The organism is Thalassobaculum sp. (assembly GCF_040219615.1).
Classification (GTDB): domain Bacteria; phylum Pseudomonadota; class Alphaproteobacteria; order Thalassobaculales; family Thalassobaculaceae; genus Thalassobaculum_A.
The window spans coordinates 329,395-342,023 of record NZ_JAVJSE010000029.1; the positions used below are offsets into that span (position 1 = coordinate 329,395).

The following is a 12,629-nucleotide window of genomic DNA, read 5'->3' on the forward strand; positions in this document are numbered from 1 at the left end:
GTAGGAGAAGTGCCATGGCCGTGTTGCGTACCCTTGCCCTCGCGACCGCTCTCGCCGGTGCCGCCCTGGTCGGCGGCTGTGCCAGCCAGAGCGAGGTGGGCAGCATGAACAGCCGGATGGGCCAGCTCGAGCAGAGCCTGTCCGAGATCAACAAGCGCCTGGACGCGATGGCCGCCCGGGACCAGACCGCCGCCGAGCGCGCCGCCAAGGCGGCCGAGGAGGCGAAGATAGCGGCACAGGCGGCGGCGGAGAGCAGTGCAAAAGCCGAGGCGGCGTTCCGCAAGTCGCTGCGCAAGTAGCGGGAGCGGCGCGGGCTGGCCCGGGTCGCGGCTCCCGCGCCGAATCCCTCCACACTCCATCTGGGGATCAGGGCAATGAGCACCGGGCTGGATACCTTCGACACCACCGTCCAGGAGACCAACGCTTGGCTCAAGGGCGTGATGGAGCGTCTGTACGCCGATGACCGCCGCATGGCGTATCTCATGCTCCGGGCAACCCTGCACGCGCTGCGCGACAGGATCGGTCCGCAGAGCGCGGTGCATTTCGGCGCCCAGCTGCCGATGCTGCTGCGCGGCCTGCTGTTCGAGGGCTGGCACATGGCCGGCACCCCGACCACGGAGCACAGCAAGCAGCAGTTCCTGGACCGTGTCCGGACACAGTTGCCGGCGACCCTGTCGGGCGATGCCGAGCGCGGGGTGCGTGCCGTCTTCGAGGTGATCTGGGAGAAGATCGACGCCGGGGAGGTCCGAAAGCTCGTCAAGGTCCTGCCGGCCGATCTGCGCGGCCTGTGGCCCCTGCTCGCCACCCGCGACTGACCGGTGCCTTGTCGGGCGGACAGCATCGCATGACCACGCGGCTCCGGGAGGGGCTCGGTCTGTTATACGGCGCGCTGTGGGCGGCGCTGGCGATCTCGCCGGTCGACCGTGCGGACTGGGCGCTGGAGAACCTGCTCGTCCTGGTGTTCGCTGCGGTCCTGTGCGCCACCGGGCGATGGCGCACCCTGACGACCGGCGCGTTTCTCTGCGTCCTCGCCTTCCTGTGCCTGCACGCGGTCGGTGCCCACTACACCTACTCGCTGGTGCCCTACGACCGCTGGGCCGAGGCCCTGACGGGCGCAACCGTCAGCGACCGGTTCGGGCTCGACCGCAACCACTACGACCGGCTGGTGCACTTCGCCTACGGCCTGCTGCTGACCGGTCCGATCCGAGAAGTCCTGCCGCATGACCGTCTTGGACCGGGATGGCGGCTGACCCTGCCGGTCGCGATCGTCCTGAGCCTGTCGGCCGCCTACGAGATCGTCGAATGGGCGGCGGCGATGCTGTTCGGCGGCGATCTCGGGATCGCCTATGTCGGCGCCCAGGGCGATTCCTGGGACGCGCAGAAGGACATGGCCCTGGCGGTCGCAGGCGCGCTGCTGTCGACGGCCCTGGGACGGCTACCCGCGATCGCCGCGCACAAGCGGGCAAGTTGATCCGCATCAATGTCGCCGGCGGCAGCGTGCGGCTTCATATAGGCGGGACCGTCACGGATCTGTCGGAGCGGCCCCACCGGAACACGAGATCAGGCACATCCGCAGACAGGGAGGATGTTCCATGACCGGCTTCCCGCAGATCGATCGCGGAAATCTGAAGAACTCCCTCGATCGGAGCTTCGTCGAGGGTGTCGACTGGCCCTTGCCGGACGCGGCTCTGGCGGCGCTCGTCGATATGGGCCTGAGCGACGAAGCCATCGCCAGATATTTCGGCGTGCCCGTTTCGGCGGTGCGCCGCGAACGTGAGGAGAGACTGCCGTGAAAGCCCCATCAACGCCCCCATTGCCGGCACCGGATGCCGACGGCCCCGACCTGAACCTCGCGAAGATCTGCTACATCATCGTGAAGGCACGAGCCTTCGACGCCCAGGTCGACGTGGTCGAGCCCGACTACGGCTCCGACGCCATCGACGACCAGGCCCGCCAAGTCCTCGGGGCCTATGCGGACGACCCGACCCACCAGGAGCTCGTCGACGCGATCGACGACCTCGGCGAGGAGGAGCAGTGCCGGCTGGTGGCGCTCGCCTGGATCGGCCGCGGCACCTACGACCGCGCCGACTGGGCTGAGGCGCTCGCTGCCGCCACCGACGGCCACACCGCCCACACCGCGCTCTACCTGACCAGCATGCCGCTTCTGGGCGACTACCTGGAGGAGGGGCTCGCCGCCTTCGGCCTGAGCTGCCTCGACCTGGAGAAGGACCACCTCTGACGAGCGCCGGCTACAGCTCGCAGTATATCTTGACCATGTTCGGGTCGTTGCGCATGTAGCCGGCACGCGGGCCGTCGAAGGTCTCGTCCTGGGCCTTGAACTCCTCGATCTCCTCGAGGTGGAACAGCTTCCAGCCCTGCTCGGCGGAATGGGTGTGACCGGAGACCTGGTAGGCCCGGAGATACGCGCCGCCGCCGTCGCCGACGCCGAAGGCGTGAGGCTCGATCACCCGATGGCCGCCCCGGTACCAGATCCGGGCGCGCTGACGGCGATGGATGGCGTCGCAGATCTCATGCTCTTCCATGGGCATATCCTCCTTGACTGGCGTCCGCGTCGCCGGCCCCGCGTTCACCGGTCACAGCAGCCGATCCACGTGACTCCCGGCTCGATCCAGACAGTCTCGGGCGGCCGAGCCAGTGCCCCCCGGTCCGCGCAGCCAAGCTCGCCGCGACAGGAACGCGACCTCGTCGGCCGGCTGAATGTCCTCCGCCCCCGTCATCGCCCTCACCCCGGTCCTTCGCCCCGGGCCCGGTCGAGATACCCGACGACCTCGTCGTCGGAGACCTGCCGGAAATCGGTGTAGTAGGCGCCGACCGAGCCGAACGGAACCGGCGTGTCGAGGCAGACTGTCTCGTCGGTATCGCCGGACAGAGCCTCCAGCGTATCCGCGGGAGCCACCGGAACCGCGAGCACCAGGCGCGCCGGCCCCTGCCGCCGGACCGCATGCAACGCGGCCCGCGTGGTCGCGCCGGTCGCCACACCGTCGTCGACCACGATCGCAGTCCGTCCCTTCACGACAACCCGCTCGCGGCCCTGCAGGTACAGTGCGCGGCGGCGCTCGATCTCGGCGAGCTGCCGCCGGGCCTCGTCCTCGACGTAATCCTGCGATGCACCGACCATCCGCATCACGTCCGGATTGGTGACGATCTCCGGGCGATCGCCATCCACGATGGCCCCGACCGCCAGCTCGGGCTGCCAGGGCGCCCCGATCTTGCGCACCAGCACGATGTCGAGCGGCGCCGCGAGCGCCTCGGCAACTTCGAAGGCGACCGGCAGGCCGCCGCGCACCAGGGCCAGCACCACGGGGTCCCTGTGACGGAGATGCCGGAGCGCCCCGGCGAGGCGGCGCCCGGCCTCACGGCGATCCGCAAAGATCATGGTGCTTCTCCTGCCAAACAGCGCCGGAACCACTCGCGCGCATACTGGACGACGACCTCGAGCGCGCCCGGCTCCTCGAACAGATGCGTGGCACCCGGAACGATCCGCATCTCCCGCTCGCAGCGCAGCATGTCCAGGGCGATCTCGTTCAGCTCGATGACCTCGGGATCGTGCTCGCCGACGATCAGCAGGGTCGGGCAGTCGACCCGTGCCAGCCAGCCCGTCGCCATGTCCGGGCGACCACCCCGCGACACTACCGCCGCGATCCGGCCGGGAAGCTGGGCGGCCGCGACGAGCGCGGCTGCCGCCCCGGTGCTGGCGCCGAAATACCCGCAGGGCAGACCTGACACGGCGGGGCATACCGAGAGCCACTCGCTCGCCGCCACCAGCCTCCCGGCGAGCAGGCCGATGTCGAACACGTTGCGCCGGTCGGCCGACTCCTGCTCGGTGAGCAGGTCGAACATCAGCGTCGCCAGCCCGGCCTCGCGAAGGCGTTCGGCGACGTAGGTGTTGCGGGGACTGAACCGGCTGCTGCCGCTGCCGTGGGCGAACAGCACGATGCCGTGGGCATCGGCCGGGACGCCCAGCAGACCCTCGAGGCCCGGCGGCGCGATGCGGACCGGCTGCGCTGCGCCGGCAGAGTATCGATGCGCTGGTTGATGTCGCATACCCGATCACCGACCGTCGTCATTCCCGAGGACCCGGAAGGGGGGGGCCGGGCAACAGATTGCCGCTCGTCGGGGGCGCCGTCGTTGACCCGCATCAATCGCGAGAGTTGCAGAGGTTGACGCAGCTCAATGCCACGCCACCCCGCCGCTCGCAGGATCGCCGCAGTTCCACTGCGGGGAGCCCACCGATGCCCGAGATCGCCCTGTTCGCCCTGCACGGCTCGCGAGCGCTGGGTGAGCGGATCGCAGAGCGCCTGGAGATCCCGCTGTCCCGGCACGAGGAGCGCGAGTTCGAGGACGGCGAGCACAAGATCCGGTCGCTGCAGCGCGTGGCCGGGCATCACGTGTTCGTGCTGCAAGCCCTGCACGGCGACGACGCCGGCAGCCCGAACGACCGGCTGTGCCGCCTGCTGTTCTTCGTCGGCGCGCTCAAGGACGCCGGCGCCGATCGCGTGACCGCTCTGGTCCCGTATCTCTGCTATGCCCGAAAGGATCGCCGCACCAAGCCCTACGACCCGGTCACCAGCCGCTATGTCGCCACGCTGTTCGAGGCGGTCGGGACAGGCTCGATCGTCACACTCGACGTCCACAACGTCGCCGCCTTCGAGAACGCCTTCCGCTGTCCGACCCGCCATCTCGAGCCGGGCATGCTGTTCGCCGGGCATCTGGCGCCGCTGATGCACGACCGTGCGGTGGTCGTGCTGGCCCCCGACGCCGGCGCAGCGAAGCGCGCCGAGAGCCTGCGGCACCATTTGGAGGCCCAGCTCCGCCGGCCGGTCGGCCGGGCGATGATGGAGAAGGCGCGCAGCGAGGGCGTGGTCTCCGGCGAGGCTCTGTATGGCGACGTGTCCGGGGCCTGCGTGATCGTAGCCGACGACATCATCGCCACCGGCACCACCATGCTGCGGGCCGCGGCAGCCTGCCGGAGGGCCGGCGCGCGCAGTCTCTATGCCGTCGCCAGCCACGGCCTGTTCGCGAAACGCGCGGCCGCGCTGGTCGATGAAGGCGGATTCGACCGGGTGATCGTGACCGACAGCGTGCCGAACGCCCGGGACACCGGTGTCGGCCTCGGCGACCGGCTCACCGTGCTCGATTGCGCGGAACTGTTTGCCGACGCCGTGACGGCCGAGCACTTCGGCGAGCAGGCCGCCGGATAGTCCCCCGAACCACAGAGTACGTCACACGAGGAGAGCAAAGATGGCCCACAAGCAGGTGCTGTTCCGGTCGGCGGCGCGGGAGAAGATCCTGCGCGGGGTGTCGCAGCTGGCGGACGCGGTCCGTGTCACTCTCGGGCCGAAGTCGAAGTCCGTGCTGATCGAGCGCAAATGGGGCCCGCCGCTGGTCTGCAACGACGGCGTCACCATCGCCAAGGAGTTCGACCTGAAGGACCCCGAGGAGGCGCTCGGCGCGCGCATGCTGCGGCAGGCGGCCGAGCGCACCGGTGACGTGGTCGGGGACGGAACCAGCACCTCGACCATCCTGGCCCACGCGATCTTCGCGGACGGCGTGCGAAACGTCGTGGCCGGTGCCAGCGCGATCGAGCTGAAGCGCGGGCTGGAGCGCGCCTCCAGGTCGGCGATCCAGGCCCTGCACGACCTGTCGCGTCCCGTCCGCTCGCGCAAGGAGAAGGCCCAGGTGGCGACGATCTCGGCGCACAACGATCCGGAGATCGGCGAATTGGTGGCCGATGCCATGGAGAAGGTCGGCGAGGACGGCGTGATCACGGTCGAGGAGTCGAAGACCACGGAGACCGCGCTGGAGGTCGTCGAAGGTCTGCAGTTCGACCGCGGCTACGTCTCCCCTTACTTCGTCACCAACCCCGAGAAGATGGAGGCGGTGGTCGAGGACACGCTGGTCCTGCTCTGCGACCGCAAGATCGGCAGCCTGAAGGACCTGATCCCCCTGCTCGACCAGGTCGCCAAGTCGGGCCGGCCGCTGCTGGTGATCGCCGAGGACATCGAAGGCGAAGCGCTCGCCACCCTGATCGTCAACCAGCTGCGCGGCGTCCTGAAGAGCTGCGCGGTCAAGGCGCCCGGCTTCGGCGACCGCCGCAAGGCGATGCTGCAGGACATCGCGATCCTGACCGGCGGCATGGTGATCTCCGAGGAGACCGGACAGACGCTGGAGGCCGTCGCGCTGACCGACCTGGGCCGGGCGCAGCGCGTCGTCGTCGACAAGGACAGCACCACCCTGATCGGCGGTGCCGGCAAGCGCGAGGCGATCGACGGTCGGATCGAGCAGATCCGCCGCGAGATCGAGAACACCACCAGCGACTACGACCGCGAGAAGCTGCAGGAGCGGCTGGCGAAGCTGTCCGGCGGCGTCGCGGTGATCCGCGTCGGCGCCCCTTCGGAGGCCGAGATGAAGTCCAAGAAGGAGGCGCTGGACGACGCCATCAGCGCCACCAAGGCGGCGGTCGACGAGGGCATCGTACCGGGCGGCGGCCTGGCTCTGCTGCGCTGCGTCGATGCGGTCGCGAAGGAGGAAGCGGCCTGCCAGGGCGACGAGCGCACCGGCGTGCAGATCCTGAGGCGGGCGCTGGAGGCGCCGACCCGGCAGATCGCCGACAACTCGTCGGTCGACGGCGGCGTGGTGGTCGCCCGCATGCTGGAGGGCAAGGGTGCCTACGGCTTCGATGCGGGGCGCAACGAATACGTCGACCTGGTGGAGGCCGGCATCATCGATCCGACCAAGGTCGTGCGGATCGCCTTGGAGAACGCGGTATCGGTGGCGAGCGTGCTGCTGCTGACCGAGGCCACCATGACGGAGATCCCGGATCCAAAACCCGAAGGGGCGCCGCAGCCGGCGATGGAGTTCTGAGTTGCCTGGCCGACGGGAGACGCGGCAAAGCGTCTCCCGTCGATCTTTCTTAGGGCCCTTCCCGCTACCTGACGGTCAGGCAACTGCATGGCGCCGACTGCGCCACCTTGTGCGAGACGCTGCCGAGCAGCAGCCCCTTCAGGTCCCCGAGCCCGCGGCTGCCCATCACGATGAGGTCGGCCTTCTTCTGCTTTGCGGTGTCGAGGATCGCCCGGCTGGCGTCGCCCTCGACCACCAGGGTATCGACGTCGGCCAGGCCGCGGTCGCGGGCCTCGCGTGCTGCCGTCTCGACGATTGTCCTCGCGGCCTCGTGCAGCAGGTCCGCTTCGGTTACCCGCACATGTTCCAGTCGCTCGTAGCCCTTCAGCTGTTCCGGCATCACCCCCAGCCCGTGCTGGCGCTGCGCGTGCAGGACGATCAGCCGTGCCGCGTGGTCCCGGGCGAGGTCGCAGGCGAGGTCGAGGGCCTTCTTCGCATCCGGTGACCCGTCGGTCGGGTGCAGGATGACATTGATGTCCATGGCTCACACTCCCGGCTATTCGCGTCCCCTGTCGGACGACAGGTAGAAGCGTAGCGGGCTGTCCCGGTGCGGCGCCTTGACCTTGCTCAACCCCGCTCTTGGTGCAGACGGGAGATGTTGCCAACCACCTGCGCCACCTCGGCGTCGTCGAGCGGCGGCCGGCAGCGCAGGCGGTTCCAGGCCAGCATCAACTCGAGGGCGACCTCCGGGTCGACCCCATGCCACAGCAGGTGCCCGGTCAGCGACGCGATGGTGCTGTTGCGCCGCCCTTCGGGAACACCTTCGCGCACCAGCATCCGCCAGTCTGCCTGGCTGCGTCCCGGCCGCCCCTCGTGCGGATCGAGCAGCCAGAAGGGCAGCGGCGCCGGCCTCAGATCGTCCGGAGCGCGACCGTCCCGCCACACGTAGCGGCTCCCGTTCGGATGTACCGACGGCGGTGCGACGATGTAGCCGCCGTCCCCCCGGATATCGAGGCCCGGCCGAAGTCCGGCGCGGTTACCGACCTCGGGCCCCGGGTGCCGGAAATACAGGTGGCGCCCGCCACCACCGGTAATCGCCTCGACGGTCGGTCGGAGCGGTTCATGGCCGCGCACCAGCTGCTCCAGCGACTCTTCGCCGCCATGCTTCGGGTCGACGTCCAGCACGACAAGTCCCGACACGGCTCCCGTCACGATGCCGACATTGGCGTCGGGCCGGCTGCGGAACCAGCCGAGCACCTCGGCCTCGGCCGGTCGCTCGTGCTGCAACGGCTCCCAGGCGACGAGCGGCCGCTTGTCGCGCGGACGCAGGGCAACCACCGACCAGCCTTGCGCCAGGTAAGCGAGCGCCGCAGTCTCGCAGCCGCCCTGCCCGGACCTGCCGGCCCCGGTCACCGCCGCAAGTCTCGCAGCGCCCGATCGACGCCGGCCAGCAGGGCATCGACGTCCTGGTCGAGATTGTACAGTGCGAAGCTGGCCCGCGCCGTCCCTCGCGAACCGAGCGCGTCGTGCAGCGGCTGCGCGCAGTGATGGCCGGCCCGAAGGGCCAAGCCGTCCTGGTCGAGGCGGTGGCACAACGCCAGACTCTCGATGCCGTCCGCGACGAAGCTGACCACCGGGCCGCGATGGTCGAGGTCGGTCGGGCCGACGATCCTGATCCCGGACAGCGACCGCAGCCCGTCGATCGCCCGTCCCGTGAGACCGCGCTCATGCGCCTGGATCGCCGGCCAGTCGAGGGCGCCGAGCCAATCGAGTGCCGCGCCGAGGCCGATTGCGCCGCCGAGCGGCGGCGTCCCGGCCTCGAAGCGGCGCGGCGGGTCGGCGAAGGTGGCGGTCACCAGCGTGACCTCGCGGATCATCTGGCCACCGACCATGAAGGGCGGCAAGGCCGCCAGTGCCTCGCGCCGACCCCACAGCACGCCGATCCCGGTCGGCCCGTACACCTTGTGGCCGGAGAACGCGTAGAAATCGACGCCGAGCGACCGCAGGTCGAGCGGGCCGTGCGGTGCCCGCTGGGCACCATCGAGGAGCACCAGCGCACCGACGGAGCGCGCGGCGGCGACCACGCGCGCCACGTCGGTCTCCGCACCGGTGACGTTCGAGCACTGCGTGACGGCAACCAGCCGGGTGTCGGGCCGGATGATCGCGTCGAGGCGGCTCAGGTCGAGCCGGCCGTCGGCGCCGACGGGGATCGCGTCCAGCCGGGCGTCGCGGCGATGCGCGAGCCTCTGCCACGGCAGCAGGTTGCTGTGGTGCTCGAGCTGCGAGACCACGATGCGGTCGCGCGGCCCCACAAGCTCGGTCATCGCGCCGGCGACGATGTTGATCGCCGCGGTCGCCCCGTAGGTGAACACGACCTCCCCGGGAACCACGCCGAGATACCGGGCGACCGAGGCGCGGGCTGCGTCGTAGGCCGCCTGCGCGGCGCGCGACCGGCGGTGCGGGGTGCCGTGGACGTTGCCGCGGGCCTCGATCTCGAAACGCCGCTGCGCCTCCAGCACGGCCTCCGGGACCTGCGCGGTCGCGGCGTTGTCCAGGTATACGAGATCCGGCGCCGAGAGGCCCGGGAACTGCCGCTTCACCGCCGCTGCGTCGAATGTCAGGTCGCCCGTCTCCGCCATGTCCGTCGCTCCACCGCATCAGACATCGTGAGGATGGCAGCCGCATGCGCCCGCGCCTTGACCTGGGTCAGTCCGCCTTCTGCCTGGCTTCGCCGGCGGCTTCGGAGGCCGGATGCAGTTCGAAGACCACCTGCGTGGTGTGCGGCACCGGCTGCATCGGCGCAAAGCTGCCGCGCTCGGCCTCCGGCACAGCCTCGACAAGGCGCAGCCGGACGAAGATGAACGCCGCCAGTGCGAGGTGGATCACGCCCATATAGACGAACAGGCTGGCCGGCCCGGCCCAGGTGATCGCGACGCCGGCGACCAATGGCCCGAAGATTGCGCCGGCCCCGAAAACCAGCAGCAGCCGGCCGCTGACCTCGACGAACGCTTCGGGACTGGCCCGGTCGTTGGCATGGGCCACGCAGAGCGAGTAGATCGGCAGCGCGCTGGCCCCGAAGGCGGCAGCCAGGACCAGCATGGTGATGCCGTCCCCGTCGCGTTGGACCAGCAGCAGACCACCGACCACCGCCGCAGCGACGCAGGTGCCGAAAATCACCCACCGCCGGTCGACGCGGTCCGACCATCGGCCGAGGGGCCATTGCGACAGCGCACCGCCGACCACGGCCGCCGCCATGAACAGGCCGACGTCCAGTCTCGAGCCGCCGCGCGCCAGCGCGAAGATCGGCCCCAGGGACCAGAAGGCGCCGTTCGCCAGACCGACGGCGGCGCAGCCGATCAGGCCGATGGGGGCGGTCCGGTAGACGTCGGAGATACTTGCCCGGCTCGATTCCGGCAGCACCGGTGCCACGGCGGCGGTCAGCGCCACCGGCACCAGCGACAGGGCGATCAGCATGCAGGCCAGCGCGAAGAGCACGAAGCCGTCTGCCGGTGCCAGAGGAAACAGCAGCTTGCCGCCGACCACGCCTGCCCAGGTCGCCATCATATACAGCGCCAGGATGCGGCCACGGGTCTCCGGCCCGGCGAGTTCGTTCAGCCAGCTCTCGACCACCATGTACAGCCCGGCAAAGCAGTAGCCCATGACCAGCCGCAGCCCGATCCAGACCCACGGATCGACGATCAGCCCGTGGGTCAGCACGACGCAGGCCCCGACGGCGGCCAGGGCCGCGAAGCAGCGGATGTGACCGACCCTGTGAATCAGGCGCGGCGTCTGCAGGCAGCCGATCACGAAGCCGAGGTAATACGCCGTGCCGAGACCGCCGATCAGCATGGTGGCGAATCCGGCGATGTCACCCCGGACCGGGATCAGCAGCCCCTGCAGCCCGCTGCCGACCTCGAGCAGCACCACGGCCAGCAGGAGGCTGGCGAGATTGACGGCAAGTCCGTACATGCTGAGACGATTCCCGATCGGACAACCGGTCCGATAGGGACCGGGTATCCGAGCCTGGGCCGGGCGGACCGGCGCTGCCATGACATGGCGCAAGCCGCCCAAGGCGATTGATCCAGGTTAATGCCGCGCGGCGAAGCTTGGCCAAAGTGCATGCACTGGCCGCGCGGTGCGGCCTGCCTCCTATGGGGCTTCAGGCCATGAGCGTGATCGCCGCCCTCACTTGCAGCAAGTCCGGGTCGACATGGATCGGCAGCGACACGCTGATGTGTTCGGCGACCCTGCGGCAGATCGTCGGGTCGAAGTGGATCCGCCACCGGCCATGGGCGCTCGGCGTGGCCGGCCATCTCCGGGCCCTCAACCTGTTCCAGTACCACGCCGCGGCGCTGCTCGGGGACCTATCGCACCCGTTCGACTTCGCCACCCGGGCGCGCGAGCTGCTGAAGGCGGACGGCTTCACGACCGAAGGCGACGGCAGCGGCGGCCCGATCGTCTACGGTCAGATGCTCATCCTGGCCCGACCGGGCGAGGTCTGGGCGGTGGCGGCGGACTTCTCGGTGATGGCGCTCGCCCCCGATCGCCTGTGGGCGGAAGGCAGCGGCCGCGAACTCGCGGTCGGCGCCGGTCACGCCCTGCTCACCGCCGGCACGGGCCTGACGCCCGACGAGGTAGTGCGCCGCGCACTCGACACGGCGATCACCTACGAGACCAGCTGCGGCGGCACCGCCTGGGTCGACATTGTCGCCGGCTGACCGGGCGGGAGGGCGACATGGACGAGAGAACCGACAGCCTGCTGCAGCGGCTGCACGAGGCCGAGCAGGCTCTGGAGCGCGAGTTCGACCTGCGCCGCGAGGCCCTCAGCTACCGCCTGGAGCGCGGCAAGGCCGTGTTCGAACAACGGGTCGTGGCCGAGCATCGCCGGCTCCGCACCGGGCTGCTCCAGTTCCTGGCGTCGACATCGCTGCGGACCTACGCCTCGGTACCCTTCGTGTTCGCGTTGATCGTTCCGCTGGCGTTCCTCGATCTCTCGGTCACGGTGTACCAGGCCGTCTGCTTCCGCCTCTGGGGAATCCGGCGGGTGCGGCGTGCCGACCACGTCGTCGTCGACCGCCATCGCCTCGCCTACCTGAACGGGATCGAGAAGCTCAACTGCGTCTACTGCGGCTATGCCAACGGCGTCATCGCCTTCACCAGGGAGGTGGCGAGCCGCACCGAGCAGTACTGGTGCCCGATCAAGCATGCGCTCCGCGTCAAGGGCGCGCACAGCCGCTACCGCGGCTTCCTGGACTACGGCGATGCCGAAGGCCTCCGCCGAAGATCCGACGATCTTCGGGACGACCTGAAGGACGGGAAGCCACAGCGATGATCGACCTGCCGCCGGCCGAGTCATCGAGCCGGGGCCCGTGGTCCTGCTGACGGCCGCCCAAGACGGCTGCGGCACCGTCGTGGCGATGTCCTGTGACCTGCTCCCCGTCGAAGTCGAACCGCCACCGACAAGTTCGCGAGCAGGTCCTGGTGCCGACGCCCAGGCGCGGTGACATCGTCGTCATGGACACCCGGCCCGCCCACAAGCCCACCGCCGTGCACCACGCCATCGGCGGGCCGGCGCCGAACTGTGCTTCCTGCCGGCCTACAGCCCCGACTTCAACCCGAGGCAGCGCAGGCGATGCGGGCGCTGATCGACACGATCCGTCTGGTGCCGGATAACGGCACTCTGCGGGTCGAGTTGCATGGAGAACTTGGGGCGCTACTGCGGCTTTGCGGGTCCGGCAGCCGCAACGCATCACGCCCCCGCGGGG

At 70.0% G+C, this 12,629-nt stretch carries 16 protein-coding genes and 1 pseudogene; 10 read left to right on the forward strand and 7 right to left on the reverse strand.

The window, feature by feature from the left end; genetic code table 11:
• Nucleotides 1-14: 14 nt before the first annotated feature.
• From RIC31_RS16310 to RIC31_RS16330, 5 genes are all read left to right on the forward strand, one after another.
• Nucleotides 15-299 carry an alanine-zipper protein gene (locus RIC31_RS16310; protein ID WP_350109857.1) on the forward strand — a complete coding sequence of 95 codons (285 nt, stop codon included), beginning with the start codon at nt 15-17 and terminating at the stop codon, nt 297-299.
• 75 nt (nt 300-374) lie between these two features.
• On the forward strand, nt 375-815 hold the full coding sequence (locus RIC31_RS16315) for a DUF2267 domain-containing protein (protein WP_350109860.1): 441 nt from the start codon (nt 375-377) through the stop codon (nt 813-815).
• A 29-nt stretch (nt 816-844) separates the two neighbouring features.
• The gene (locus tag RIC31_RS16320; protein ID WP_350109863.1) at nt 845-1,471 is read left to right on the forward strand and encodes a DUF2238 domain-containing protein; all 627 of its coding nucleotides are present in this window, start codon (nt 845-847) and stop codon (nt 1,469-1,471) included.
• Nucleotides 1,472-1,592: 121 nt separating this feature from the next.
• On the forward strand, nt 1,593-1,793 hold the full coding sequence (locus tag RIC31_RS16325; RefSeq protein WP_350109866.1) for a hypothetical protein: 201 nt from the start codon (nt 1,593-1,595) through the stop codon (nt 1,791-1,793).
• Nucleotides 1,790-2,239 carry a DUF3775 domain-containing protein gene (locus RIC31_RS16330; protein WP_350109869.1) on the forward strand — a complete coding sequence of 150 codons (450 nt, stop codon included), beginning with the start codon at nt 1,790-1,792 and terminating at the stop codon, nt 2,237-2,239. The genes RIC31_RS16325 and RIC31_RS16330 overlap by 4 nt, the downstream gene beginning before the upstream one ends.
• A 10-nt stretch (nt 2,240-2,249) precedes the next feature.
• On the opposite strand, the gene RIC31_RS16335 is transcribed toward RIC31_RS16330, so the two are convergent.
• The 3 genes from RIC31_RS16335 to RIC31_RS16345 form a co-directional block, all read right to left on the reverse strand.
• A complete protein-coding gene (locus RIC31_RS16335; protein ID WP_350109872.1) occupies nt 2,250-2,543 on the reverse strand; it encodes a WYL domain-containing protein in 294 nt (97 codons plus the stop codon).
• A 200-nt stretch (nt 2,544-2,743) separates the two neighbouring features.
• Nucleotides 2,744-3,397, reverse strand: coding sequence for a phosphoribosyltransferase (locus RIC31_RS16340; RefSeq protein WP_350109875.1), 654 nt, complete (start codon nt 3,395-3,397; stop codon nt 2,744-2,746).
• Nucleotides 3,394-4,065 (reverse strand): dienelactone hydrolase family protein, encoded by a 672-nt coding sequence (locus RIC31_RS16345; RefSeq protein ID WP_350109878.1) that lies wholly within the window; start codon nt 4,063-4,065, stop codon nt 3,394-3,396. The genes RIC31_RS16340 and RIC31_RS16345 overlap by 4 nt, the downstream gene beginning before the upstream one ends.
• A 188-nt stretch (nt 4,066-4,253) precedes the next feature.
• Here RIC31_RS16345 and RIC31_RS16350 point away from each other — a divergent pair, with 188 nt between their 5' ends.
• Complete coding sequence (locus RIC31_RS16350) at nt 4,254-5,222, forward strand: ribose-phosphate diphosphokinase (protein ID WP_350109881.1); 969 nt, start codon at nt 4,254-4,256, stop codon at nt 5,220-5,222.
• Between the two features lie 40 nt (nt 5,223-5,262).
• On the forward strand, nt 5,263-6,885 hold the full coding sequence (gene groL, locus RIC31_RS16355) for a chaperonin GroEL (protein WP_350109884.1): 1,623 nt from the start codon (nt 5,263-5,265) through the stop codon (nt 6,883-6,885).
• Nucleotides 6,886-6,949: 64 nt separating this feature from the next.
• Here the strand turns inward: groL and RIC31_RS16360 are convergent, their stop codons facing one another.
• The 4 genes from RIC31_RS16360 to RIC31_RS16375 all read right to left on the reverse strand — a co-directional run bounded on the left by RIC31_RS16360 (nt 6,950) and on the right by RIC31_RS16375 (nt 10,833).
• The gene (locus tag RIC31_RS16360; RefSeq protein ID WP_350109887.1) at nt 6,950-7,405 is read right to left on the reverse strand and encodes a universal stress protein; all 456 of its coding nucleotides are present in this window, start codon (nt 7,403-7,405) and stop codon (nt 6,950-6,952) included.
• Nucleotides 7,406-7,491: 86 nt separating this feature from the next.
• On the reverse strand, nt 7,492-8,277 hold the full coding sequence (locus RIC31_RS16365; RefSeq protein WP_350109892.1) for a bifunctional DNA primase/polymerase: 786 nt from the start codon (nt 8,275-8,277) through the stop codon (nt 7,492-7,494).
• On the reverse strand, nt 8,274-9,503 hold the full coding sequence (locus RIC31_RS16370) for an aminotransferase class V-fold PLP-dependent enzyme (protein ID WP_350109895.1): 1,230 nt from the start codon (nt 9,501-9,503) through the stop codon (nt 8,274-8,276). Before RIC31_RS16370 ends, RIC31_RS16365 begins: the two co-directional genes overlap by 4 nt.
• Before the next feature lie 67 nt (nt 9,504-9,570).
• Nucleotides 9,571-10,833, reverse strand: a complete 1,263-nt coding sequence (locus RIC31_RS16375; protein ID WP_350109898.1) for an MFS transporter — start codon at nt 10,831-10,833, stop codon at nt 9,571-9,573.
• A gap of 197 nt (nt 10,834-11,030) precedes the next feature.
• On the opposite strand from RIC31_RS16375, the gene RIC31_RS16380 reads away from it, so the two are divergent.
• The 3 genes and pseudogenes from RIC31_RS16380 to RIC31_RS16390 form a co-directional block, all read left to right on the forward strand.
• Entirely contained in the window at nt 11,031-11,582 is a 552-nt protein-coding gene (locus RIC31_RS16380; RefSeq protein WP_350109901.1) for a hypothetical protein, read from the forward strand.
• Between the two features lie 17 nt (nt 11,583-11,599).
• Nucleotides 11,600-12,196 (forward strand): hypothetical protein, encoded by a 597-nt coding sequence (locus tag RIC31_RS16385; RefSeq protein WP_350109904.1) that lies wholly within the window; start codon nt 11,600-11,602, stop codon nt 12,194-12,196.
• Between the two features lie 137 nt (nt 12,197-12,333).
• A pseudogene (locus tag RIC31_RS16390) lies at nt 12,334-12,482 on the forward strand (transposase); the annotation flags it as partial.
• Nucleotides 12,483-12,629: the final 147 nt, after the last annotated feature.